Source organism: Ensifer sp. GW823-FHT05D09, from assembly GCF_058795755.1.
Window position 1 is genome coordinate 100370 of record NZ_JBXAIA010000009.1, and the last position, 24737, is coordinate 125106.

24 protein-coding genes are annotated in these 24737 nt (G+C 62.2%); 10 read left to right on the plus strand and 14 right to left on the minus strand.

Annotation, left to right across the window (positions count from 1 at the left end; all coding sequences use genetic code 11):
• Positions 1-41: 41 nt before the first annotated feature.
• On the plus strand, positions 42-2696 hold the full coding sequence (locus AC1Q80_RS23210; protein WP_492361992.1) for an AMP-binding protein: 2655 nt from the start codon (positions 42-44) through the stop codon (positions 2694-2696).
• On the opposite strand, the gene AC1Q80_RS23215 is transcribed toward AC1Q80_RS23210, so the two are convergent.
• Positions 2637-3149, minus strand: coding sequence for a DinB family protein (locus tag AC1Q80_RS23215; protein WP_209791185.1), 513 nt, complete (start codon positions 3147-3149; stop codon positions 2637-2639). The two genes, AC1Q80_RS23210 and AC1Q80_RS23215, sit on opposite strands and share 60 nt — an antisense overlap.
• 140 nt (positions 3150-3289) lie before the next feature.
• Between AC1Q80_RS23215 and AC1Q80_RS23220 the strand changes: the two genes are divergently transcribed.
• A complete protein-coding gene (locus AC1Q80_RS23220) occupies positions 3290-3979 on the plus strand; it encodes a glutathione S-transferase family protein (RefSeq protein ID WP_492361993.1) in 690 nt (229 codons plus the stop codon).
• 102 nt (positions 3980-4081) lie between these two features.
• Entirely contained in the window at positions 4082-4504 is a 423-nt protein-coding gene (ndk, locus tag AC1Q80_RS23225) for a nucleoside-diphosphate kinase (RefSeq protein ID WP_025426476.1), read from the plus strand.
• 74 nt (positions 4505-4578) lie between these two features.
• On the opposite strand, the gene AC1Q80_RS23230 is transcribed toward ndk, so the two are convergent.
• Together AC1Q80_RS23230 and AC1Q80_RS23235 are read right to left on the minus strand one after the other, a co-directional pair.
• Positions 4579-5088 (minus strand): hypothetical protein, encoded by a 510-nt coding sequence (locus AC1Q80_RS23230; protein WP_209791187.1) that lies wholly within the window; start codon positions 5086-5088, stop codon positions 4579-4581.
• Positions 5085-5645: a CGNR zinc finger domain-containing protein gene (locus tag AC1Q80_RS23235; RefSeq protein WP_209791188.1), complete on the minus strand. Its 561-nt coding sequence runs from the start codon at positions 5643-5645 to the stop codon at positions 5085-5087. The genes AC1Q80_RS23230 and AC1Q80_RS23235 overlap by 4 nt, the downstream gene beginning before the upstream one ends.
• Positions 5646-5712: 67 nt before the next feature.
• Between AC1Q80_RS23235 and AC1Q80_RS23240 the strand changes: the two genes are divergently transcribed.
• A complete protein-coding gene (locus AC1Q80_RS23240; protein WP_173419586.1) occupies positions 5713-6609 on the plus strand; it encodes a branched-chain amino acid ABC transporter permease in 897 nt (298 codons plus the stop codon).
• A 17-nt stretch (positions 6610-6626) separates the two neighbouring features.
• On the opposite strand, the gene AC1Q80_RS23245 is transcribed toward AC1Q80_RS23240, so the two are convergent.
• The 5 genes from AC1Q80_RS23245 to AC1Q80_RS23265 form a co-directional block, all read right to left on the minus strand.
• A complete protein-coding gene (locus tag AC1Q80_RS23245) occupies positions 6627-7091 on the minus strand; it encodes a molybdenum cofactor biosynthesis protein MoaE (protein ID WP_492362089.1) in 465 nt (154 codons plus the stop codon).
• 4 nt (positions 7092-7095) lie between these two features.
• Positions 7096-7356 (minus strand): molybdopterin converting factor subunit 1, encoded by a 261-nt coding sequence (moaD, locus tag AC1Q80_RS23250; RefSeq protein ID WP_492361994.1) that lies wholly within the window; start codon positions 7354-7356, stop codon positions 7096-7098.
• Positions 7353-7940, minus strand: a complete 588-nt coding sequence (gene pgsA, locus AC1Q80_RS23255; RefSeq protein ID WP_077498627.1) for a CDP-diacylglycerol--glycerol-3-phosphate 3-phosphatidyltransferase — start codon at positions 7938-7940, stop codon at positions 7353-7355. The genes moaD and pgsA overlap by 4 nt, the downstream gene beginning before the upstream one ends.
• A gap of 230 nt (positions 7941-8170) precedes the next feature.
• Positions 8171-10195 carry an excinuclease ABC subunit UvrC gene (uvrC, locus tag AC1Q80_RS23260; RefSeq protein WP_492361995.1) on the minus strand — a complete coding sequence of 675 codons (2025 nt, stop codon included), beginning with the start codon at positions 10193-10195 and terminating at the stop codon, positions 8171-8173.
• Positions 10192-10956 (minus strand): SDR family oxidoreductase, encoded by a 765-nt coding sequence (locus tag AC1Q80_RS23265; RefSeq protein WP_492361996.1) that lies wholly within the window; start codon positions 10954-10956, stop codon positions 10192-10194. Before AC1Q80_RS23265 ends, uvrC begins: the two co-directional genes overlap by 4 nt.
• Before the next feature lie 365 nt (positions 10957-11321).
• Between AC1Q80_RS23265 and AC1Q80_RS23270 the strand changes: the two genes are divergently transcribed.
• Complete coding sequence (locus AC1Q80_RS23270) at positions 11322-11960, plus strand: outer membrane protein (RefSeq protein ID WP_173419590.1); 639 nt, start codon at positions 11322-11324, stop codon at positions 11958-11960.
• A gap of 48 nt (positions 11961-12008) precedes the next feature.
• Here AC1Q80_RS23270 and AC1Q80_RS23275 read toward each other — a convergent pair whose 3' ends face one another.
• From AC1Q80_RS23275 to AC1Q80_RS23290, 4 genes are all read right to left on the minus strand, one after another.
• Positions 12009-12599, minus strand: coding sequence for a glutathione S-transferase (locus AC1Q80_RS23275; protein WP_077498620.1), 591 nt, complete (start codon positions 12597-12599; stop codon positions 12009-12011).
• A 204-nt stretch (positions 12600-12803) separates the two neighbouring features.
• The gene (locus tag AC1Q80_RS23280) at positions 12804-13520 is read right to left on the minus strand and encodes a ribonuclease T2 family protein (RefSeq protein WP_492361997.1); all 717 of its coding nucleotides are present in this window, start codon (positions 13518-13520) and stop codon (positions 12804-12806) included.
• 2 nt (positions 13521-13522) lie between these two features.
• A complete protein-coding gene (locus AC1Q80_RS23285; RefSeq protein ID WP_492361998.1) occupies positions 13523-13969 on the minus strand; it encodes a hypothetical protein in 447 nt (148 codons plus the stop codon).
• Positions 13970-14016: 47 nt separating this feature from the next.
• Positions 14017-14889, minus strand: coding sequence for a 23S rRNA (adenine(2030)-N(6))-methyltransferase RlmJ (locus tag AC1Q80_RS23290; RefSeq protein WP_492361999.1), 873 nt, complete (start codon positions 14887-14889; stop codon positions 14017-14019).
• 69 nt (positions 14890-14958) lie between these two features.
• On the opposite strand from AC1Q80_RS23290, the gene AC1Q80_RS23295 reads away from it, so the two are divergent.
• The 5 genes from AC1Q80_RS23295 (at position 14959) to AC1Q80_RS23315 (ending at position 22742) form a co-directional block, all read left to right on the plus strand.
• The gene (locus AC1Q80_RS23295) at positions 14959-17094 is read left to right on the plus strand and encodes a molybdopterin-containing oxidoreductase family protein (protein ID WP_492362000.1); all 2136 of its coding nucleotides are present in this window, start codon (positions 14959-14961) and stop codon (positions 17092-17094) included.
• A 15-nt stretch (positions 17095-17109) separates the two neighbouring features.
• Positions 17110-18003: a cation diffusion facilitator family transporter gene (locus tag AC1Q80_RS23300; RefSeq protein ID WP_492362001.1), complete on the plus strand. Its 894-nt coding sequence runs from the start codon at positions 17110-17112 to the stop codon at positions 18001-18003.
• 47 nt (positions 18004-18050) lie between these two features.
• Positions 18051-18647 carry an NUDIX domain-containing protein gene (locus AC1Q80_RS23305; RefSeq protein WP_492362002.1) on the plus strand — a complete coding sequence of 199 codons (597 nt, stop codon included), beginning with the start codon at positions 18051-18053 and terminating at the stop codon, positions 18645-18647.
• Between the two features lie 103 nt (positions 18648-18750).
• Positions 18751-21360: a bifunctional lysylphosphatidylglycerol flippase/synthetase MprF gene (gene mprF / locus AC1Q80_RS23310; RefSeq protein ID WP_492362003.1), complete on the plus strand. Its 2610-nt coding sequence runs from the start codon at positions 18751-18753 to the stop codon at positions 21358-21360.
• On the plus strand, positions 21357-22742 hold the full coding sequence (locus AC1Q80_RS23315) for a virulence factor family protein (protein ID WP_492362004.1): 1386 nt from the start codon (positions 21357-21359) through the stop codon (positions 22740-22742). The genes mprF and AC1Q80_RS23315 overlap by 4 nt, the downstream gene beginning before the upstream one ends.
• A gap of 7 nt (positions 22743-22749) precedes the next feature.
• On the opposite strand, the gene purN is transcribed toward AC1Q80_RS23315, so the two are convergent.
• Both purN and purM read right to left on the minus strand, forming a co-directional pair.
• Positions 22750-23424: a phosphoribosylglycinamide formyltransferase gene (gene purN, locus AC1Q80_RS23320; RefSeq protein ID WP_492362005.1), complete on the minus strand. Its 675-nt coding sequence runs from the start codon at positions 23422-23424 to the stop codon at positions 22750-22752.
• Positions 23421-24491 (minus strand): phosphoribosylformylglycinamidine cyclo-ligase, encoded by a 1071-nt coding sequence (gene purM / locus AC1Q80_RS23325; RefSeq protein WP_492362006.1) that lies wholly within the window; start codon positions 24489-24491, stop codon positions 23421-23423. Before purM ends, purN begins: the two co-directional genes overlap by 4 nt.
• Positions 24492-24737 lie beyond the last annotated feature (246 nt).

A 24737-nucleotide genomic window follows, 5' to 3' on the forward strand; every position in this document is an offset into this window, starting at 1 on the left:
GCAATTATATGCCGCCTTGCTAAATCGGGCAGGAGGCTCGAATGCAGAGTGGCGGTTCGACAATGCCCCCTTCGTTCATTGCGGATCTGGCGACATGGGGCGAACGCGCCGCTCTGGTTCTTCCCGGCCAACGGCTCGTGAGCTACCGCGAACTGCATGAGAGGGTCGACCGTCAGGCCGCGTTGTTTCCGCGCAGCCGCGCGCTCGTAACGCTTGAGCCCGAGCTTTCCGAACACGCGATCATTGCCTATCTGGCGGCGCTGAGGGCCGGACATGTGGTTGCCATGCAGGCACCGCGCTGTGCTGGCGACCCATCCTGGACAGACATGCTCGAGCCGGACTGCGCGTATCGCCGCATCGACGGCCGCTGGCGAACGGAACATCTTTGCGGCAGCGACGAGCCCCTTCATCCGAACCTTAGCGTCCTGCTGTCGACCTCGGGCAGTACAGGTGGCTGCAAGGCGGTGCGGCTTTCCACCGCCAATATTGCAGCCAATGCCCGCTCGATCGCCGAATATCTCGATCTTGGCGCCGACGACCGCGCCTGTCTGATCTTGCCGCTGCATTACTCCTACGGCCTTTCCGTGCTGAATGCCCATCTGAGCGTCGGCGCCAGTCTCTACGTTCCCAACGGCTCCATCCTTGACCGGGGTTTCCTCGACGGTCTTGCGGCGAGCGGCTGCACCAATCTTTCCGGCGTGCCCTATTCCTATGAACTCCTGGAAAAGGTCGGGTTTCGCGATCGTGCGTTCCCGCAGTTGCGTTTCATGACGGTTGCCGGCGGACGGCTGGCGCCCGAGCGCGTCCGTGCCTACGACGAGCATCTTCGCGCCCAGGGCGCCAACCTGTTCGTCATGTACGGTCAGACTGAAGCGACGGCCCGCATCGCCTACGTGCCGCCGTCTCGTCTTGTGGGCAACGAAGACCGGATCGGCATTGCCATTCCAGGAGGCAACCTGTCGATCGAGGATGAGCAGGGGCGACCGATTGCTGGTGCAGGTGTCTCCGGCGAACTCGTCTATCGCGGCCCGAATGTGATGATGGGCTATGCCTCGTCGCGCCAGGACCTGGCCCGCGGTGCCGACCTCACGGAACTGCGTACGGGCGACCTGGCTGTCCGCGAGACAGATGGTCTTTTCCGTATCGTCGGGCGCATGAAACGAATGTCCAAGATTGCCGGCCTGCGCATCGGCCACGATGCCCTCGAGCAGGCGCTGGAGCGGCGGGGCATCGTCGCGGCGATCGTCGGCGATGACGACGGATTGCATGCCTTTTTCGAGGGAGATGCCAAACCGGAGGACATGCGACGCTTGCTCGTGGCTGCGAGCGGCCTGACACTTGCCCATATCAGGGCCACGCATGTGCCGGACATCCCGAGATTGCCGTCGGGCAAAGTCGACTACACCGCATTGAACCTTGCAGCAAAGCAGGCGGTCGCGGCAGGCGACGGCGATCGCCAAGGCATTGAGAGCCTTTTCCGACAGGTGTTCTATCCTGCAAGGGTGAAGCCGGAGGACAGTTTCCTCTCGCTTGGCGGAGATTCGCTGCGTTTCGTGCAGCTCTCGATCGGTCTCGAGAAAGCGCTCGGTCAAGCGCCGGAAATGTGGGAGGCCATGCCGATTGCGACGCTCGCCGCGCTGGAAAGGCGAGAGACGACCACCACGCGGATTGGAATGGATCTTATCATCCGTGCCTTGGCGATCTTGCTCGTCGTTTTTCATCACGAGACCCTGTGGCCGTTGCCGGGCGGGTCGGCTGCCATGGTCATCCTTGCCGGCTTCAGCCTTGCTCGATTCCAGATGGGGCCACTTCTGGCGGGCGACGGCCTTGCCATTCTGCGGCCGCTCGCGCAGATCCTTGTGCCGTATTATCTCATCGTTGCCGCCTACGCTGCCGTTTGGGGCAAGGTCCCCTGGGCCTCCGTTTTTCTCGTCGGCAATTTCGGATTTGCCGATCCGGAGACACGTGGGATGGTGCCTTACCTCTACTGGTTCATCGAAGCCTATTGCCAGATGATGCTGGTCTTCGTTGCGCTGTTTGCGATGCCGCGCTTCCGGCGGATTGCGGTTCGGCGAGCCTTTGCGACGGGCATGCTTTTGCTCGGGGTGGCGCTGGCCGCCCGGCTGGCGTTGCCGCTGTTGTGGCCAATCGGCAACCGGCAGATTTTCACCCTGCCATGGATCTTCTATCTCGCGGTGATCGGCTGGTGCGCGGCGATCGCCGAAACGCATCTGCAGCGGCTGCTGCTGGTATCGGCGGGAACGGGTGCCTTCCTGTTCTTTGGTCTTTACGAGGGTGTCTGGATCGGCACGAAGATCAAATACCTGCTGTTGATCGCCGTGCTCGTCGTGCTGGTCTATGCGCCCCGCGTGAGCGTGCCGCGCTGGACCGCGCAGCTCGTGCTGCCGCTATCGGCTGCCGGTTTCCATATCTACATCCTACATCGTTTCGTGCCGGAACTGTTGCTGGCGCCGTTGCAGGGACAGCTTCCGACGGTGCTGTTCTCCACGGTGTCGATCGCCGGCGGCATCGCGCTTGGCCTTGCCGCATGGCTGCTGCAAGGCCGGCTGCTCAAGATGGCTGCGAGCGGGAACCTGTCGCTTGGCCGACTGTGGCCGGTCGCCCTACGCGCCGCTTTATCCCGCCCACTTCTCGCCTTCGGCCCGCAGAAAGAACGCGAGATCCAGCACAACTGACGGGCGGCCGAGCGCTGTTAGTGTCGCATGCACCTGGCCGCGATGATGGGTCTGGTGGTTGAAGACATGGGCCAGCGTGGGTCCGAGCGTCTGCGTGATGCTGACCGGGTTGCTGAGCGGCGTGTAGGTGAACTTGGCCGCGAGCCGCGCCTCATCCAGCCCGTCGAGCCAGGTGATCATCCGTGCATCTTCCCGTTCGCGTGCACCGGTAAGACCGGCGAGATCGTCATGGAGCATCGCATCCAGCACTGTCGGCGCGTCACCTTCGCCGGTGAAGCGCTTCATCCAGATCCGATCGGCGGCGAGGATATGATTGAGCGTCGCAAGGACCGAACCGAAGAAGGCTCCCGTGCTCTGTCGCAGTTCGCTGTCGGGCAGTTCTGCCGCTGCCGCGTAGAGCCGGCGGTTGGCCCAGTTGTTGTAGTCGGCGAACATGCGAAAATGATCGAGCATCCGTTTCTCCTTTTCAGTGGCAAGGCTAGCGCAGATCCGCATTCCTGTGGCGAATGCCACCCATGAAATTTAATGATTTGATCGTTCGGCCCGTCTGGCGTCCAATGGAACAAGCCAATTCAATCTCGCCGGGAGATCACGTGAGCAGGAAGCTTTATTCGCTTTGCGGTACCGACAGGGCACGCCCCTTTTCGCCACATGTCTGGAAGACCAAGCTTTCGCTTGCGCACAAGGGGCTCGATTTCGATGTCGTGCCGGTCGGATTTACCGAGATCCCAAAGGTGGAGGAGGGCGCGACCAGGCTCGTGCCGCTGCTGCGCGACGGCGACCGGCTGGTGCAGGACAGTTTCGCGATTGCCGTCTATCTCGAGGAGAACTACCCGGAGCGACCATCGCTGTTCGGCGGCCCGGGTGGCGTGGCCATGGCCCGCTTCGTCGAGGGCTGGTCGCAGACGACACTGCATCCGGCGATCGCCCGCATCGTCATCACGGATATCCACGACAGCCTCGACCCGGTCGACCGGGCCTATTTCCGGGAAAGCCGCGAGGCTCGTTTCGGCGCATCGCTTGAGGCCGTGGCTGAAACTGGGGGTGCTGCCCTTGCGACCTTCGCCGAAAAGCTTGAGCCGTTGCGCCATATGCTGAAGTTTCAGCCCTATCTCGGTGGCGAGCGTCCGCTCTTTGCCGACTACATCGTCTTCGGTGCCCTGCAGTGGGCGCGCATCGTCTCACCGCAACAGCTGCTTTCGCCGGGCGATCCGGTAACCTCCTGGTTCGAGCGTTGCCTCGACCTGCACGATGGCATCGGACGCTCTGTGACAGCGGCGTGAAACCCGCAGCGCTGCCTGCGAATCGTGAGCGAACCCCCTTGTTTTGCGCGGGATTGGCGGCTAATGAACCGCCACTTCTCAAGAAAACAAGGGATTGAGCCAATGGCGATTGAACGTACCTTTTCGATGATCAAGCCGGACGCAACGAAGCGTAACCTGACCGGCGCCATCACCAAGATGCTCGAAGACGCCGGCCTGCGCGTCGTTGCTTCCAAGCGCGTCTGGATGAGCCGCCGCGAAGCCGAAGGTTTCTACGCCGTTCACAAGGAGCGTCCGTTCTTCGGCGAACTCGTCGAGTCCATGTCCTCCGGCCCGACCATCGTTCAGGTTCTCGAAGGCGAAAACGCCATCGCCAAGAACCGCGAAATCATGGGCGCCACCAACCCGGCAAACGCTGACGAAGGCACGATCCGCAAGGTTCACGCTCTTTCGATCGGCGAAAACTCGGTTCACGGTTCGGACGCTCCGGCAACGGCTGCTGAAGAAATCGCATACTGGTTCTCCGGCACCGAAATCGTCGGCTGAATCAAGATCTGCATTTCCGGCCATAACGGCTTGAATTGATTAGATTGAACCGGAGCGGAAACGCTCCGGTTTTTTCATGTCGGGCACTTGGCCGTCTCAAAATGCTCCGGCGCCTTGCCATCCCTGAAGACCGCCGGGTTCTTGTCATAGGCGGGGCCCTCGACCAGCGCCTTCGCCGGCATCATGTCTTGATCGATATCGGAAGTGACAGTCGTCTCGATCGTCTGCAGCGCCTGTCCAGCCGGGCCCTTGACTTCGATCGTCACGGCATAGGGCCTTTCCTTCTTCACGCAGGTGATATCGGGGCTTTCCAGCACCACCTTTTCCAGCTTCGCAAACAGCTTGCGCGTCAGGGTCAAAGGTTCGCCGCCAGCCGGGTTCTCGAAGGTCGCAACGACGATGCTTCCCTCCGGCACCGGTTCGAGCTTGCTCAGCGTGATCATGTAGGTGGCGTAGGCAAGCCGGTAGTTGAAGACGAACATCTTGCCCGTCAGCTTCAACGGATCGGGTCCGGTCTCACGCTGACAGCCTGCCATCAGCAGTGTCGCCGTCATCGCGGCAAGTAATGCGATCGTCCTCGTCATTTCCCAGCCTCCTCCTTGCTGCGGTGATAGTGGCGCCTGGCCTTGCTGCGATTGCCGCAGACCGCCATGTCGCACCAGGTGCGGCTGCGGTTGCGGCTCCGGTCTAGAAACAGCCAGCCGCAATTGGGGCAGATCTTCATTCGCTCGGGCTCGGGACTGGCGGCAAGGCTGAGGGCGGAATGGGCCGTTGCCGTATCGAGCGCAAGGGCCTGTTCTCTGTTGCCGGCACCGCGCAGAACCGAGGCGATTGCTTCCAGCAGGTCGGCCATCAGCTCTGGCCGGTGTCCCGCCGTCACAGTTGCGCGAAAATGCCGATCCGTGGCCTCGCGCAACGTCAGGAGCCTGCCGCGGTTCCGTTCGGAAACAGGCAGCAGTGTGCCGAAGCGCGGACTTTCGGCGCAGAATTGGTTGGCGGCAACGGCGAAGGCGTCCAGCGCCGCGACGTCGGCAAAGCGATCGATGCGCCTTTCGGGATCGAAGCGTAAAATCACGGAGTTGGCGACATCCAGCGCCAATGTGCCGCCGGCAAATCGGTGCGCGGTCCAAGTGAAGGTCATCAGTGATTCCTAACTAGCAAAACCGATTTTACCAGTTATATTGATGTTGTCACGCTCCGGATGCGCCATGCTCTATTTCCTGCAGCAGATCGCCAATGCCGTCCCGATCGCCGCGCTTTATGCCGCGTTGGCCTTTGGCTATGCGATTGCCTTTGCCGTGACCCGCAGGGCCGATCTCACCTATGGCGCGCTCTTTGCCTTCTCCGGGCAGATGTTTGTGTTGTTTGCCAATTTCGGCTGGAACCAACTGTGGCTGGTGCTGCCGGCAGCGCTTGGCGTCGGGGCGGCCGCCGGCCTGACGCTCGGCGTCGGGGCAGGGCTTGTCGCCGGGCGCTACGTGATGCGACCGCTCGCCTTCTCGTCCGCCAATACCGTCGTCGTCGCCTCGCTCGGCTGTCTACTGGTGCTGATGGAGACCGCGCGGCTGGCCTCGGACACCAGGAGCCTGTGGCTTCCGCCGTTTCTGAACGGCAACATCGTCTTCTGGTCCGACCCGAAATTCCCGGTGACGCTGACGGTAATCCAGTTGCTCAACACGCTATTGATGATGGCGCTGATAACGGGCGGCCACTGGTTTCTGGCGCATAGTCGCGCCGGCCGGTCGTGGCGAGCCGTGTCGGAGGATCGTGGCGCCGCCGCCCTTTGCGGCATCGACGCCGGCCGTGTCTACATCGTCGCCTATGGGGCGGCAGCATCGACTGCCGCCTTCTGCGGTATCCTGGCCGCGTCCTATTATGGCAACATGGATTTCGGCACCGGGCTCACCTTCGGGGTCAAGGTGTTGTTCATCGCGGCAATCGGCGGGCAGACGTCGCCGCTTTGCGCCGCCTTGGGCGCCGCAGCCATCGGTCTTCTGGAAACGCTATGGGGTGCCTACGGCCCGATGCTCTGGCGGGATTTTGCGATCTTCGGCTTCCTGATCATCGTGCTTGCGGTGACGCGGCAGGAGAAAGCTATCCCGTAATGTCGGGGTTGGGCGCGTCAGCGCTTCCAGCGATCGCGTGCCGTGTCATCGGCATCCTTGGCGCTGACCCAGCCGCCGGTCGTACCGTCGGCAAGATGTTCCTTTTTCCAGAAAGGAGCAGAGGTCTTGAGGAAGTCCATGATGAAGTTGGCGCCGTCGAAGGCCGCCTGGCGATGCGGCGACGCGGTGACCACGAGCACGATGTTCTCGCCAGGATTGATCTTGCCGTAGCGATGGATCGCCGCTGCCGCCTGCAGCCCGAAGCGTTCGATCGCCAGTTCACAGATGCGGGTGATTTCCGCCTCCGCCATCCCTGGATAGTGTTCGAGCTCAAGAGCGGCAAGCGTGCCGGCTTCGTCGCGGCAGAGGCCCGAAAACGTCACGACCGCCCCGATCTCAGGGCGGTCGAAAGAAAGACGGGAAACCTCGGCCGACAGGTCGAAGTCCTCGCGCTGAACGCGCACGGTGACGAGCGCGACCATGGTGTCAGCCACCGGTCATCGGCGGGAACAAGGCGATCTCGCGCGCGCCGGCGATCGGTTCGTCATGCTCGACATGTTCCTGGTTGATCGCCGCGCGGATGACATTCTGGTGCTCGAGCGCCGTCTCGTATTCTTCTCCCAGCGTCTTCAGGTGGGCGAGCAGGTCGGCAATGGTGACGACACCAGCCGGAACCTCCAGCGTTTCCTCACCCTTGCCGACGCGTTCGCGCACCCAGGAGAAATAGACGAGATTGACGGTGCTCATTCGTTGACCACGTGCTTCAGGCCGGCGCGGAAATAGTCGTAGCCGCTATAGAGCGTGATCGCCGCGGCGATCCACAGCAGGCCAATGCCAATCTCCGTCGTATAGGGCAGGATCTTGTCGCCAGCGGGGCCTGCCAGCAGGAAGACGATCGCCACCATCTGGATCGTCGTCTTCCACTTGGCGATGCGCGTCACCGGCACGCTGACCTTGAGCGCTGCCAGATATTCACGCAGGCCCGAAACGAGGATTTCGCGGCACAGGATGATGATGGCGGCCCAGATCGACCAGCCGGCAATCGTACCGTCGGCGGCAACGAGCAGCAGGATCGATGCCACCAGCAGCTTGTCGGCGATCGGGTCGAGCATCTTGCCGATGTTCGACGTCTGCTTCCAGATGCGGGCGAGATAGCCGTCGAAGAAGTCGGTGATCGAGGCGATGGCAAAGAGAGTGACCGCCGTCCAGCGCGCGAAATCCGAACTGTGCAGCCGGCCCTCGATGAAAAAGCAGAGCACGATCAGCGGCACGATCAGGATTCGGAAATAGGTGAGCAGATTGGGGATGCTGTAGGCGACGGGCGTGGGCATGGATTCGGGTTCTCTGTCTTCCTCGGAGGTACAGAATGACTTTGCGGCCCTCAGGTCAACAAATCATTGTGCGAAGGGTGTCATAATTGGCGCATCCCACCTGAACGTCGGGTGAACTGCCACTGCATAATTCCCTTAATCGGCATCGATTTAGCGGCAAGATTATGCAGCAAGCTTAAACCTTTGCAGCGCCATCACCGCATCTTTGCCGATGTGTAGCGCTGCCAAGGTCATTTTGCCGCGTCCTCGTGAAAATGCTCGTAGACCAGCCGCGCGACCGCCTCGGAAATCCCGTTGACCGCCATCAGGTCGTTCATGCCGGCGCGTGAAACGGCCTTGGCGGTGCCGAAATGGGTGAGCAATGCGCGCTTGCGCGTCGGCCCGATGCCGGCGATCTCGTCGAGCGGATTTTTCACCATCTCCTTCTTGCGTCGGGCGCGGTGCGACCCGATCGCGAACCGGTGCGCCTCGTCCCGCAGCCGCTGGATGAAATAGAGCACCGGATCGCGTGGCGGCAGGGTGAAACTGTCGCGCCCAAGCGCGAAGAAGCGCTCGCGCCCGGCATCGCGGTCGACGCCCTTGGCGACACCGATCGCCGTCACGCAATCCTCGACATCGAGCTCCTTCAGGATCGCGCGCACGGCCGTCATCTGTCCCTGGCCGCCGTCGATCAGGATGACATCAGGCCAGGCGGGGAAGGCCGCATCCTCGGTAATCTCCGCCGTCCGGTCCGGCTTGCCCTCTTCCTTCAGCAGGCGTGAGAAGCGACGGGTCATCACCTCCCGCATCATGCCGAAGTCGTCCCCGGGCGTGATGTCGGTCGATTTGATGTTGAACTTGCGATACTGGCCTTTGACGAAGCCTTCCGGGCCGGCGACCACCATGCCGCCGACGGCATTGGTGCCCATGATATGCGAGTTGTCGTAGATCTCGATTCGGCCCGGCGCCCGTTCGAGCTTGAACGTCTCGGCAAAACCGTCGAGCAACCGCGATTGCGAGGCCGTTTCCGCCAGCTTGCGGCCATGGGCCTCGCGAGCGTTGGCAAGCGCATGATCGACAAGATCCTTTTTCTCGCCACGCTGCGGCACCTGGATCGCCACCTTGTAGCCGGACTTCTCGCTGAGCGCTTGCCCGAGCAGTTCCTGTTCCTCGACCGCCTCGCACAAGAGGATCTGCCGTGGACAGGGCTTGTCGTCGTAGAACTGGGCGAGAAAGGCCGAAAGCACTTCTGCCGTCGGCAACGACGGATCGGCCTTCGGGAAATAGGCGCGGTTGCCCCAGTTCTGCCCGGTGCGGAAGAAGAACACCTGGATGCAGGAGGTACCGCCTTCGTGGTGGATTGCGAAGACATCAGCCTCTTCGACGCCGGAAGGGTTGATGCCCTGGTGGCTCTGCACGTGGCTGAGGGCGGCGAGCCGGTCGCGATAAAGGGCCGCACGCTCGAAGTCGAGGTTTTCCGAGGCCTCGCCCATCGCCGCCGCAATCGTCGCCTTTACCGCCTGGCTCTTGCCGGACAGGAAGTCCTTCGCCTCGGACACCAGTTCGGCATAGCCCTCGTTGCTGATTTCGCCCGTACAGGGCGCCGCGCAGCGCTTGATCTGGTGCAGAAGACAGGGACGCGTGCGCGTTTCGAAGACGCTGTCGGTGCAGGTCCGCAACAGGAAGGCGCGCTGCAGCGAGTTGATCGTGCGACCGACGGCGCCCGCCGAGGCGAAGGGTCCGAAATAGTCGCCCTTTCGGCTGCGCGCGCCGCGGTGTTTGTAAAGGGCCGGTGCACGGCTGTCGCCTGTGACAAGGATGTAAGGAAAGGATTTGTCGTCGCGCAGAAGCACGTTGAAGCGCGGCCGAAGTCGCTTGATCAGGTTGGCTTCGAGCAGAAGCGCCTCGATCTCCGTGCGGGTGGTGACGAATTCCATGTTCGCGGTCTCGCGAATCATCCGCGAAATGCGGTTGGAGTGGCCACGCCCTTGCGCGTAGTTGCCGACGCGCTTTTTCAGGCTGCGTGCCTTGCCCACATAAAGGACGTCGCCGTCCTCGTTGAACATGCGATAGACACCGGGGCCGTTCGGGAGCCGCTTGACGAAAGCCTGGATGAGTTCGGCGCCCTTGAGGCCTTCGACCTCATTGCGGTTTTCCGCCCATTCGATGGCCGGAGCCGCGGGCGCGCCTTCGGCGACCTCGATCAGGTCGTCGTCGTCTTCGGCTTCATTGCCGTCATAGAGGATGCCGCCGTCGGCCGGCACGCGTCCGTTCATTCCACTATCTCCCTGATGTCAGGCGTTTCCCAGGCGAGGTGCTGGCCGCCGTCCAGCGCGATCATTTGCCCGGTAATCGACGGCGTGTCGAACAGGAAGCGGATCGTCCGCCCGAATTCGCCAAGCGCCGGACCGCGCCTGAGAATCAGCGCATCGACCTGTGCCTGGAAATCGCGCGGATCCTGTCGCTCGTTCGGCAAGGTCGGCCCTGGGCCGATGCCGTTGACGCGGATATCCGGCGCGAGTGCCTGAGCCATCGTTTGTGTTGCCGTCCACAAAGCGGACTTCGACAACATATAGGAATAAAAGCGCGGGTTTGGAGACCAGACGCGCTGGTCAATCACATTAACAACGAGGCCGGAGACGCCGCGCGGCAGCTGGCGGGCAAAGTCACGCGTGAGCAGGGACGGGGCTTTCACATGCAAGGCGAAATGCCGATCCCATACCTTTTCGTCGAAAGCATCGAGGCTGTCCTTCTTGAACAACGAGGCATTGTTGACGATCAGGTCGATCGGTCCGAGCGCACCGTTGACTTGCGCCATCAACGCGGACGTTTCCTGGGTGTCCGTAAGATCTGCCTTCACTGCAACGGCGCCGACGTCTTCTTTCGACAGTGAGGCCGCAAGTGCCTCGGCCTCATCGAGCGAGTCGTTCGCGTGGATAGCGACCGCGAAGCCGTGCGCCGCGAGGTCTTCAACTATAGCCTTGCCGATCCGTTTGGCGCCACCTGTTACGAGTGCCACCTTCAGTGCTTTCTTCAACGTTTCATCCCGCTTTTCGAATCTTCGTGCCAGCGGACGAAGATATAGGCAAGAAACGCCGCCCTGAAACTCTCCCTGATCAATCATTTCGCAAAAATTAATGGAATTCGCGTAAATTGTATTATTTTGAAGTTATATAGTATAGCTTTCGTTAATCTTGAATTATGGTTAATAAAATCCCTGTGGCGTGAAAGCAACATCAAACTTTGGACGTGATTGTGCCACTAAAATTTCACATTTTGGCTCTTGTGAATCCTCATTTGCTGGCCAATTTCAGCTCAACCGGGCGGGTTAATTGAAAGTTGTCCGATGTTTCATTGAGGGATCCCAACCCTTGGGGCATCGGTTCGTAAAGGAGAATATTTATGCGTACGCTCATCACCACCCTCATGGCTTCGGCCGTATCCCTCATCGCCTTCCAGGCCGCCCAGGCTGCAGACGCGATCGACGAAGTTCCGGCAGCTCCGGCAGCCGAGTACACCGAGCCGGCAGCCAAGAACTGGTCGGGCGCCTATGTCGGTGGTACCGCTGATTGGCACCATGGTCAGGCCGACGCGACCGGCAACAACACCGCAGCTGGTTTCGGTGGCGGTCTCTACGGCGGTTACAACATGCAGAGCGGCCAGATCGTATACGGCGGTGAAGCTGACGTCGGTTACTCCGGTCAGGACTCCACCAGCGGCGACCTGCGCATGAAGCAGGGCGTCAACGGCTCGCTGCGCGCTCGCGTCGGTGTCGATCTGAACCCGGTTCTGCTCTACGGTACGGCAGGTCTCGCCGTTGGCCAGGCAAAGGCATCGAACTCGGCTGGCTCGGACAAGAACACCATGGTCGGCTGGACCGCTGGTGCTGGTGCCGAAACTTTCGTCACCGACAACATCACCGCACGCGTCGAATACCGTTACACCGACTACGGCTCGAAGGACTTCAACGTTGGCGGTACCAACGTATCGTCCGGCTACGACGAGCACAGCGTCCGCGTTGGTATGGGCGTCAAGTTCTGATCGGCTTCTGCCGGATCAAGGAAAAGGCCGGGGAGACCCGGCCTTTTTTTATGCCTTGAATTTGGAATATTCAGGAAAGTGCTTCTCGAATTTGCTCGGCCAGTTCTTCAGCTTGGCGCGTCCCCGCTGCCATTCTCCGCTGAAGCGCAGCTCGACGTAGCGAAGCAATGCCGCGAGCGCGAAATGCCCGGCATGCAGCTTGGCTCCCGTCTTGGGCAGGTTTTCGTTCAGGTGGTCGAGGCCGCGTTCGACCTTGGTCCACTGCATGTCGATCCAGGGCTGATGCACCTTTTCCGGCGGGTGGATGCGCTTCTCGTAGACGATGGCCAGCAGGCAGTCACAGATGCCGTCACACAGCGCCTCGAGAATGTCGACGTCGGTGCGTTTCCCGCCATTCTTCGGGTAGAGCTTGCCCTTCGTTTCCCGGTCAATGAAGTTCATGATCGCACGGCTGTCGTAGATCGATTTGCCGTCGCCGGTGATCAGCGTCGGAATCTTGCCGAGCGGATTGCTGCCGATAAGCTCAGGCGAGTTGGCATTGGTGTCGGTCAGGGCGCTCTCCACCGCAAATCCGGCATAATGCGCAGCCATGCGGACCTTGTTGGAGTAGGGGGACGTGGGCGAGTAGAGTATTTTCATCGAGCATCTTTCCCTTTCGCGCATGGCTCCCGCATCGAAAAACGGAAGGCCAGGCGCTGTTTCAAAATAGCAGGCCCCGTATGGTGCCCCCGGCATCGACGTAAAGCGCGTAGCGATCTTTCAGATCCGCTTGGCGCGCTTTAAGTTCTTGTCTTTACGCATGTCGCTATCGCAAAACCGCGGCACACTTTTGCGCGACATGCTTTAGGATGCCGACGGCAGGATAACGGTGTCCCTTCGGCAGGCCTGGCGATCGACTTCCGGGCAGGGGCGGAAATTCAGCCCCTTGTCGAAGCAGATCCTGATTTCCTCCAGCCGCTTGCCCTCGCAGGTAACAGCGACCGCGTTGGTCGTCATGCCGGGATTTCTGGCCACGAAGCCCGCCTCTATCGCGCTGACGGAAAGCGAATTCTCCCGACGCGGTGTACTGAGTTCCTCCGGCAATACGACGCGCTCACGCGCCGCCCGGGTGACGGCGAAATAGTCCTGCTGGCTGAGACCAGAGCACGTGCCGTGCTTGCGCCATTGGTGCCCGATCAGCCCCATGGACGGGATAAGGTCGAGATACTGGCGGCCAAGTGTCTCCGGTACGCGATCCGATTGCCGCGTCGGGCAGAAATCGGGGTAGCCTCGGTCGTTCTGCGGCCACAGCCCATGCACGATCAGCCCGCGATTGCTGCCTATCTTGCATTGACCGGTTTTGCCGGACGGGTCGTTGTCGTCGCACCATGTTGGCGACCAGGAGAGTGAGAGAACATAGAAATCAAAGCCCTGGCCAACAGGGATGACAGCATCGGCTTTTGCTTGGTCCGGAGCTTGTGCCGGTGGCTTCTTCTGCGCGCTGTCGTCGCTGCAGCCCGCAAGTGCCAGCGCAAAGAAAAGCGCCGGCAGGAGCCGGCGCTGTCGGCAATGCGTTGGCATGATCAGCGAAGCGAAGCGCAATGGGCGCCGTAGACGTACCAGGGATCAAGCCCGCCGACGCAGAATTCGATACTGCGGCCGATACCGGCAAAGCCCCAGTTGCGCTCGATAAGGTAATAGAGCGATCGCTGTTCTCCGTCGGTCATGACGGCTGTTGCGCGGCAGTATTCGCGCTCGACGCGGTGCGTGTAATCCCGCAGCTCAAGCCGGTTCTGGCCCATGTTGCGAATCTCGGCAATCGAGAGATTGGCGTGCAGATAGTTCGCAGCCCTGTACTCGAACCGCGAGGTGATGAAACCGAGAACCGAGGCGTCGCCACAGACGCCTGCGCTATAGGACGTCGGCTGGTCGCGGTAAGTCCCGAGATAGTCGGCCGCCGTGGCGGCGGGCGCCGTCGCGGCGGCGAAGGAAAGCGAGGCCAGAAGCGTTGCGGCGAGCTTGCGAGTCATGGGCGTCTCCCTGGATCGTCTCGCAAGATTGCGGCTTTCTGAGCCTTTCAGTCAAGGGGCCGGGTTGCTGCTTCTTCTCCACGCAGCCAGAAGCAGCGCGATGACGCAAAGCGGTCCTGTCCGAGCCGGGTTTTCAGGAAGGGCAGCAGCACGTCAAGTTCGCCTTTGAGCGTGAACGGCGGGTTGACGATGATCAGGCCCGAACCCGACAATCCGGTGGTTTCGCGGTCGCTGCGCACCGAGAGCTCGGCGCAAAGCATCTTCGGGATTTCGAGCGCCTTGAGCGCCTCATGAAACGCCTTGATCGGGGCGTTCTTCTTCAGCGGATACCACAGGCAGAAGGTGCCGCCGGCAAAACGGCGATAGCCCTTGGCGAGGCCGTCGGCCAACCGCTCGTATTCGCCCTCGATCTCGAAGGGCGGGTCGACGAGGATCAGCCCGCGCTTTTCCTTTGGTGGCAGGTGAGCGCCAAGCGCCAGCCAGCCGTCAAGCTCGGTGACGCGACTCTGGAAGTCGCCGTCAAAGAGCCGGTGCAGCGTTTCATAGTCATCCGGGTGCAACTCCATCGCCGACAGACGGTCCTGAGGGCGAAAGAGCATGCGGACCAGCTTCGGAGAGCCGGGATAACGCGTCAGCTCCGAACCGGGGTTCATCTCGCGAACGGTGGCGAGGTAAGGTTCGAGGATTGCGGCGATCGGTGCCGGAAGGTCGCCCTCGAGCAGCCGGCCGATACCGTCGCGCCATTCACCGGTCTTTTGAGCCTCTTCGCTCGACAGATCATAGAGGCCGATGCCCGCGTGGGTATCGAGGACCCGGAACGCCTTCTCTTTCTGCTGGAGATAGGTGACGAGCCGGGCCAGCACCGCATGCTTGAGAACATCGGCGAAATTGCCCGCGTGGTAGATATGCCGATAGTTCATGAGGGCCGCCGATGGCTGTTATCAATTGTTTCGATGGATGGGCGTTTGGCTCTTTGAGCCCGATTGTCGATGCCATATAGAAAAGCCATGAACGTTGCGACCCCCATCAAAGCAGAAAAGTCGATCGGCCACTCCGTCTGTCCGCACGACTGTCCCTCGGCTTGCGCACTGGAAGTGGATCTGACCGCCGAAGGCCGGATCGGACGCGTGCGCGGCGCCGCCGCCAACACATATACCGCTGGCGTCATCTGCGCCAAGGTCGCGCGCTATTCCGAGCGCATCTATCATCCCGACAGGCTGATGGTGCCACAGCGTCGCGTCGGCCCAAAGGGCGGCGGCAACTGGCAGGAGATTTCCTGGGAGGCGGCTCTCGACGAAATCGCCGACCAATTCGTCAAGGCCGAGCAGAAGCATGGGGCCGAGGCCATCTGGCCCTATTTCTACGCCGGCACCATGGGCCAAGTGCAGCGCGATTCCATTGACCGCCTCCGCCACGCCAAGCGCTATTCCGGCTTCTTCGGCTCGATCTGCACCAACATGGCCTGGACCGGGTTCTCGATGGCGACCGGTTCGCTGCGTGGTCCCGACCCGCGTGAGATGGCGAAATCCGACTGCGTGGTGATCTGGGGGACGAATGCGGTTGCCACCCAGGTCAACGTCATGACCCACGCGGTCAAGGCCCGCAAGGAACGCGGGGCCAAGATCGTTGTCATCGATATCTACGACAATCCCACGGTCAAGCAGGCGGATATGGGCCTGGTGCTGAAGCCGGGCACCGACGCGGCGCTCGCCTGCGCGGTGATGCATGTCGCTTTCCGCGACGGTTACGCCGACCGTCCCTACATGGCGGAATTCGCTGACGATCCGGCCGGGCTCGAAGCACATCTGGCATCGCGCACGCCGGAATGGGCATCGGCGATCACAGGTCTTTCCGTCGAGGAGATCGAGGCGTTCGCCAGACTCGTCGGCACGACGCCGAAAACGTTCTTTCGCCTCGGCTACGGCTTCACTCGCCAGCGCAACGGCTCGGTGGCGATCCACGCGGCCGCCTCCGTCGCCACGGTGCTCGGTTCGTGGAAGCATGAAGGCGGCGGCGCGTTTCATTCCAACAATGACATCTTCAAGCTCGACAAGCGCGAGCTCATCGGGACAGCGTTTCATGACCCTGATGTGCGCATGCTCGACCAGTCGCAGATGGGCCGGGTGCTGACCGGCGATGCCGAGGCGCTGCGCCATGGCGGCCCGGTGACGGCGATGCTGATCCAGAATACCAATCCGGTGAATGTCGCGCCTGAGCAACGGCTGGTGAAACGCGGCTTCCTGCGCGACGACCTCTTTGTCGCGGTGCACGAGCAGTTCATGACCGACACGGCGCAGCTCGCTGATATCGTGCTGCCGGCGACGATGTTCCTGGAACATGACGACCTTTATCGCGGTGGCGGCCACCAGCATATCCTGATCGGGCCGAAGGTTGTGGAGCCGCCATCGACCGTGCGCACCAATCTTTTTGTCATCGAGGAACTGGCCAGGCGCCTCGGCGTGGCAGATCATGCCGGCTTCGGCTTGTCCGAGCGCCAGCATATCGACCTGCTGCTCGCCAACTACGGCATCGGCTACGAAGAGATGAAGCGCGAGAAATGGCTCGACTGTCAGCCAGCGTTCGAGGACGCGCATTACCTCAAAGGCTTTGGCCATCCCGACGGCAAGTTCCGCTTCAAGGCGGACTGGACCGGCACACCGGCGCCGAACCGCCCGCCCAAATCTATGGGCTTGCAGGGGCCGCATGCGGCGCTGCCGGAATTCCCTGACCATGTTGACCTGATCGAGGTTGCGGACGCGGACCATCCCTTTCGTCTGGCCACATCGCCGGCCCGCTCCTTCCTCAACTCGACCTTCGCCGAGACCCCGTCTTCGATCCAGAAGGAAGTCCGTCCGCTCGTGATGATGCATGCGGATGATGCCGCGTCGCTCGGTGTCGGCGACGGTGACATCGTCAAGCTCGGCAATCAACGCGGCGAGGTGCGCCTGCATGTCACAGTCGGTGGCGGCGCGCGCCGCGGTGTGGTGATCGCCGAAGGCCTGTGGCCGAACGGCGCCCATCTCGACGGCGAGGGCATCAACGTGCTGACCGGTGCCGATGCTGTTGCACCCTATGGTGGCGCGGCCTTCCACGACAACAGGGTCTGGGTCCGACCCGCCCCCTAGCCACGGGATGCATCGATGAGCGGCGACCATCAACATGCGGATGTCAGCAACACGCCGGTCTCGCGCCTCTGGGGTGCGCTCGGGCTTACGGGCGGCTTCATGCTGGCCGAGGTCGTCGGCGGCATTCTGACCGGCAGCCTGGCGCTGATCTCGGATGCAATGCATATGCTGACCGACGCGGCCGCTCTTGCGATCGCGCTGGTTGCCATCCATGTCGGCCGCCGGCCTTCCGATCTGCTGCGCACCTATGGATATGCCCGCTTCGAGATTCTCGCGGCGGCCTTCAACGCCTTGCTGCTGCTCGCCGTCGCCTTCTACATTCTCTACGAGGCCTGGCAGCGCCTGTCGCTGCCGCAGGAGATCCAGTCCGGCGGCATGCTGCTGATCGCCGTCGTCGGCCTCGTGGTCAACCTGATTTCGATGCGGCTTCTGACCAGCCACAAGGAAGAGAGCCTCAACGTCAGGGGTGCCTATCTCGAGGTCTGGTCGGACATGCTCGGTTCGGTGGCGGTGATAGCGGGTGCGGCGATCATCTGGTTCACCGGCTGGCAGTGGGTTGATTCGTTGCTCGCCGTCGGAATCGGCTTCATGGTTTTCCCGCGCACCTGGGTGCTCTTGAAGGCGTGCGTCAACATTCTCCTGGAAGGCGTGCCACCGGGCATGCGCCTGGCGGATGTGCATGCAGCGATCACGACCGTGCCGGATGTTGCTTCGGTGCATGATCTGCACCTCTGGGCGATTACCCAGAGGCAGCCGTCTCTGACCGCACATATCGTTCTGGCCGAGGATGCCGACGGCGAGACGGTGCGGCGTGCGATCGAGCAGCGCCTGCGCGACGAGTTCGATCTGCACCACACGACGTTGCAGATGGAGCGCGAAAGCTGCGCACCTTCAGAACATATTCATTGACGGTCGACAGCGACCGCATTCTTCCTCTCCCGATCAAGGACCCCGCCATGACGAAACACAACGATCCACGTGTGAGGATCATCGACCGGCGCACGCTGTCGGACGGTTTCATTCATCTGGAGGAAGTCACGCTCGAGCAGGACATGTCCGACGGGGGGACGGCGACACTGAAGCGTGAAGTGCATGATCACGGCCGCGCCGCGACCATCCTGCTGTTCGATCCCAGGCGTCAGAGCGTCGTATTCGTTCGGCAGTTGCGCGTGCCGGTGCTGCTGCAGGGCGATCCCGCCTATCTGATCGAAGCGCCGGCGGGCCTGCTCGACGACGATACGCCGGAGGTGGCCATCTGCCGCGAAGCAATGGAGGAGACGGGATATCACGTCGATGCGGCCAGGCATCTCTTCGATGCCTATATGAGCCCCGGTTCATTGACGGAGCGAACCAGCTTCTTCGTCGGGCTGATCGACGTGGGGGAAAAGGCCGGTGATGGCGGCGGCCTGGCGCATGAGGGCGAGGATATCGAGGTTCTCGATATTCCCTTTGACGAAGCGGTCGCGATGATTGCCACCGGCGAGATCTGCGATGCCAAAACCATCATGCTGCTACAATGGGCGCAGCTGAACCGTGGCGCGCTTACGGCATAAGATCTTGTTTTGTAAGCAAACAATACATTACGGATATTTCACTTTTTGATCGTTCTCCGGTAGGCTACAGCGCTGATGTCTTCATCAATGACATGGGCAACCCATGACGTCCTCCCTTACGGAACGTGCAGCCAACGACGATCATCAGGTCGAGGCAGGGTGGAGGCCCTTCCTGCGTCGTAACCGGCGCTACCTTCAGGCGCTCGCAACCTTGCTGGTCATCGGCCTCTTCGGCCTTGCGATCTTCCATCTGACCTCCGAGGTCCAATATGACGACGTGGTACAGGCGCTTGCCGATACCAGCTGGACCTCCGTCGTTGCGGCTATTCTCTTCACCGCCCTGAGCTTTTTCGCTCTTACCTTCTACGACGTTGGTGCGCTGGAGTATGTCCGGCGAAAGCTCCCCTATGCCGATGTCGCGTTGACGGCGGCTTGCGCCTATGCGGTCGGCAACACGGCCGGATTTGGTGCCTTGAGCGGTGGCGCCATCCGCTACCGCGCCTATTCGCGTCTGGGCATCGAACCGGAAAACATCGCCCGGATCATCGCCTTTGTCACGCTCGCCTTTGGCCTTGGGCTTCTGACGGTCACATGCCTGAGCCTGCTCGCCGTCGGCGAATATGTGGCGCCGTTGACGGGGCTGGACCCGTTCTGGCTGCGCATGATCGCCGTTGCCATTCTCGGCGTCGTGCTCGCCGTCTTCGTTAAGGGGCGGGACGGACATGAGGTGACCATCGGGCGCTTTGCTCTGCGGATGCCGGATTCGCGCACATCCTCACGCCAGTTCCTCGTCACGGCGCTGGACCTGGCGGCGTCGGCCACCGTGCTCTACGTGCTGCTTCCCGCAGGCACGATCGGATGGCCCGCTTTCCTCGCGATCTATTCGCTGGCCGTCGGCATCGGCGTGCTCAGCCACGTGCCGGCTGGTCTCGGTGTTTTCGAGACGATCATCATCGCCACGCTGGGTCACAACGCCGATGTCGACACCATCCTCGGCGCGCTGGTTCTCTACCGCGTCATCTACCATGTCCTGCCGCTGCTGATCGCGATCGCCGTCGTCGTCGGCATCGAACTCCGCCAATTGTCCGGGCATCCTGTCGCCTCCAGCGTGCGCCGTATCGGCGGCCGCATTACGCCGCTTTTGTTGGCGACGCTCGGCATCGTGCTGGCGATCATGCTGGTGCTCTCGAGCGTCACCCCGACGCCGGACGAAAATCTGGCGTTCCTCGAGGCCTTGCTGCCGCTGCCGATCGTCGAAGGCGCGCATTTTCTGGCAAGCCTGCTCGGTCTGGCGCTGGTCATCGTCTCGCGCGGCCTGGCGCAGCGGCTGGATGGCGCCTGGTGGGCGTCGGTCGCCATCGCCGTTGCCGCACTGCTGCTTTCGCTGATCAAGGCAGTTGCGTTGGTCGAGGCCGGCATGCTGGCCTTCTTCCTTGTCGGCCTCATCGTCAGCCGCCGCCTGTTCGTGCGGCCGGCTTCGCTCTTCGGTCAGGCGCTGACGCTGCCGTGGCTGACTGCGCTCGGCGTCATCTGCCTCGGCGGATTTGTCGTTCTCATGTTCGTCTATCGCGACGTCGACTACAGCCACGAACTCTGGTGGCAGTTCGAATTCTCCGCTGAAGCGCCGCGCGGTCTGCGTGCGCTGCTCGGCGTCACCATCGGCGCCAGCGCCATTGCCATCTGGAGCCTGATGCGCCCGGCGGCCTCGGGTGCCGCGCCGGCAAGCGACGACGCCATGGAGCGGGCCCTGGCAATCGTCGATGCGCAGGACATGTCCGATGCCAATCTGGTGCGCATGGGCGACAAGAGCCTGATGTTTTCCGCCGACGGCCGCGCTTTCATCATGTATGGCCAACGCGCCCGCTCGTGGATCGCGCTGTTCGATCCGGTGGGTCCTGTCGACGCCTGGCCGGAACTGATCTGGCAATTCATCGAGACGGCCCGCGCCAGCGGCTGCCGCGCGGTGTTCTACCAGGTTTCGCCGCTCGGGCTTGCTTACTATGCCGATGCGGGGCTTCGCGCCTTCCGGCTTGGTGAACTCGCCCATGTCGATCTCGCGCGGTTCGAGATGAAGGGCGGGAAATGGGCCAATCTTCGCCAGCAGGTCAGCCGCGCCCAGCGCGACGGGCTCGAATTCAGGATGGTGGCGCCGGCGGACGTTCCGGCGATCATGGGCGAACTGACCGCGATTTCCGATGCCTGGCTCGCCCACCACAACGCCAAGGAGAAGGGGTTTTCCCTCGGTGCCTTCGACCCTGACTATCTGGTCGAACAACCGGTGGCCGTCCTGACCTACGAGGGACGGATCGTCGCCTTTGCCAATATCCTGGTGACCGCGACGAAGCAGGAGGGCACCGTCGATCTCATGCGCTTTGCGCCGGATGCACCCAAGGGATCGATGGATTTCCTCTTCGCCCAGGTGATGGAATACTTGAAGGCGGAAGGGTACCGCACCTTCAATCTCGGCATGGCGCCGCTGTCGGGCATGTCTTCGCGCCAGATCGCGCCGGTCTGGGACCGGGCAGGGCGGACGTTCTTCGAACACGGCGAACGCTTCTACAACTTCAAGGGCCTCCGCGCCTTCAAGTCTAAATTCCACCCGCACTGGCAGCCGCGCTACCTCGTGGCGAGTGGCGGCATCAATCCGATCCTTGCCTTGATGGATGCAACATTCCTGATCGGCGGCGGCCTCAAGGGAGTGATGAAAAGATGATGCGGATCTCTGATCTCTGGAAGCCTCTGGTAGGCGCCGCCCTTCTGGCGACCACGGCGATTGCACCGGTCTCGGCGCAGGAGAAGCCGGCGACCTACGATACGGGCATGATCCCGGCACCCCACGTCCTCGTCCCGCAGGACACGGCGTCCGCCCTCGTTGTCCTGTTGTCCGGCGCCGAGGGCTGGAGCGACAAGGAAGACGCGGTGGCGCGCGACCTCGTCGATGACAAGGCCGTTGTGATCGGCATCGATCTCAAGGCCTATCTGACCGCTCTCGGCAAGGATGACGGCGACTGCATCTATATGGTCTCGGATATCGAAGCGCTGAGCCAGCAGGTTCAGCGGTCTCTCAAGAGCGATGCCTATCTGCCGCCGATCGTTGCCGGCGTCGGCGCAGGCGGGGCCATGGCGCTGGCAATGGCCGCCCAGACGCCCGCCGCGACCATCGGCCAGACGCTCGCCGTCGATCCTGAGGAAGGCATCGCGTTGACGAAACAGCTCTGCACGCCGGCAGAAAAGGTGCGCAAGGGCGACCGCATGGTGTACGGCCTGACGGACGGCCCCCTTCCTGATCCGATCTCCGTCGCCTTTACGCCGACGGCATCCGACGACGGCCGAAATCACGTGGCAGCGCTCGCAGAAAAACACCCCGATATCACACAGGAAGAGACTGATGGCGAAGCCTATGCGACCCTTTCCAGCCATCTGACGGATCTGATCGACAACGAGGCCGCGTCCGACAACCCATTCGGCTTGCCTTTGACTGTGCTCGATACCAAGCCCACCCGCGATACGATGGCCGTGATCTATTCTGGCGATGGCGGCTGGCGCGATATCGACAAGCAAGTCGGCGACGTGCTGCAGCAACAGGGCGTCCCTGTCGTCGGCATCGATTCCCTGCGCTATTTCTGGTCCGAGCGCGATCCGCAGGCGACCGCCGACGATCTCGCCAAGGTGATGGATTATTATCGGAAGCGCTGGAATGTCAGAAACGTCTTGCTGATCGGCTATTCCTTCGGTGCCGATATCCTGCCACGCACGTTCAACCTGCTCCCGCCGGCCGAGCGCGCCCGCGTGCGGCAGGTCACGCTGATGGCGTTGTCGCATCGGGTCGACTACAAGATCTCGGTGCTTGGCTGGCTCGGCGCATCCGGGCAGGGCGATGCGGGCGATCCTATCGACGATATCAAGCGCATCGACCCATCGCTGGTGCAATGCATCCATGGCACGGAGGAAGAGGACGATGCCTGCCCTGACCTGAAGGGCACCGGTGTCGATGTCGTCGCCATCGAAGGCGGGCACCATTTCGACGAGGACTATCCGGCGCTGACCCGTCGCGTGCTCGACGCGCTCGACCGGCGGCTGGCTTCCGCGAAGTAGTCCGGTCTCAGGCGGCCGGCGAGATCAGGATGGAGGATGCGGGCGACGGATCGACGTTCTCAGTGACGACCCGCCCGTCATCCATACGAACCTTGCCTTCGGCCAGCAGCCGGAGCGCCATCGGGTACGTCCTGTGCTCGACCGTCAGCACGCGGGCGGCAAGCGTGTCGGCCGTGTCGCCGTCGACGACGGGCACCACCGCCTGCGCGACGATCGGGCCTTCGTCCATGCCTTCGGTGACGAAATGCACGGTGCACCCCGCAACCTTCATGCCGGCGTCGATGGCACGCTGATGAGTGTGGAGGCCGGGAAAAAGCGGCAGAAGCGACGGATGGATGTTGATGATCCGGCCTTCGTGGCGCTGGATAATGGTCGCCGACAGCAGCCGCATATAGCCTGCAAGGCAGATGATATCAGGAGACAGCCGATCGAGTTCGGCAAGGATCGCCGCTTCGTGCGCGTCCTTGCTGTCGAAATCCTTGCGCAGGAACGCATAGGTCGGGATGCCGAGCGCTTCCGCCTTGGCAAGCCCACCGGCGTCTGCCTTGTCAGCGATCACTGCAACGATCTCGGCTGGAAAACCAGGCTCAGCCGCGGCCTTGGCCAGCGCGAGCATGTTGGAGCCGCCGCCCGAAATGAAGACGACGACTTTTTTCCGGCCTGCCGTCACGTCCTTGATCATAGGGCGAGGCTGCCCTTGTAGATCGTGCCATGGGCGCCTTCGGTGCGGGCGACCATGCGACCGAGCGTGAAGACGGTTTCGCCTTCGGTCTCAAGCACGGCGGCCACTGCCTGCGCCTTGTCTGCCGGAACGACTGCGATCATGCCGACGCCGCAGTTGAAGGTCCGCAGCATTTCGTTGGCCGCGACGCCGCCGGTCTGGGCAAGCCAGGAGAAGACCTTCGGTGCCTTGATGGCATCGAGGTCGATTTCGGCGGCAAGATGCTTAGGCAGCACGCGCGGAATGTTTTCAGGGAAGCCACCGCCGGTGATGTGCGCCAGCGCCTTGATCGAGCCGGTTTCGCGGATCGCCTTCAGGAGCGGCTTCACATAGATGCGCGTCGGCGTCATCAGCAGGTCTGCGAGTGTGCCTTCGCCGAAGGGGGCAGGCGCATCCCAGGCAAGACCCGACAGTCCGACGATCTTGCGCACGAGAGAATAACCGTTGGAGTGAACACCCGACGAGGCGAGACCGAGAATGACGTCGCCTTCACTGATGTCGCCGGCGGGAAGCAACTGCCCGCGCTCGGCCGCACCGACGGCAAAGCCGGCAAGGTCATAGTCGCCGCCGGAGTACATGCCCGGCATTTCCGCAGTTTCGCCGCCGATCAGCGCGCAACCGGACTGGCGGCAGCCGTCGGCAATACCGGCGACGATTGCGGCACCCTGATCCGGGTCGAGCTTGCCCGTGGCGAAGTAGTCGAGGAAGAACAGCGGTTCCGCACCCTGGACCACCAGATCGTTGACGCACATGGCAACGAGGTCGATGCCAACCGTATCGTGCTTGTTGGCATCGATGGCGATCTTGAGCTTGGTGCCAACACCGTCATTGGCGGCAACGAGCACGGGGTCGGTGAAGCCTGCAGCCTTCAGGTCGAAAAGGCCGCCGAAGCCGCCGATCTCGCCGTCGGCACCCGGGCGCCGGGTCGAGCGCACATGTGGCTTGATTTTCTCCACCATCAGATTGCCGGCATCGATATCCACGCCCGCATCACTGTAGGTGAGGCCGTTCTTTCCCGACTGGCTCATGCTGGTTCTCCAAGGCTGGTCGCGCGACAGGTATTTTGCGGATGCGAATTGCACGGCGGGCAAGGGAGTGCAAGCCGACAGCCTGTCTTCTCGGCCTTTTTTCACCATTTTGCCCATATCCCACCGGCAAGACGGCGGTCGAGAGTTCAATTTGGGGGCCTGGGAGGCGCGCGGACTTGACCGCCGCGCCGCCGGCCCCCTATCTCCACAACGAGAATATGATGCGGCAACGGCATGCTTGGCGTG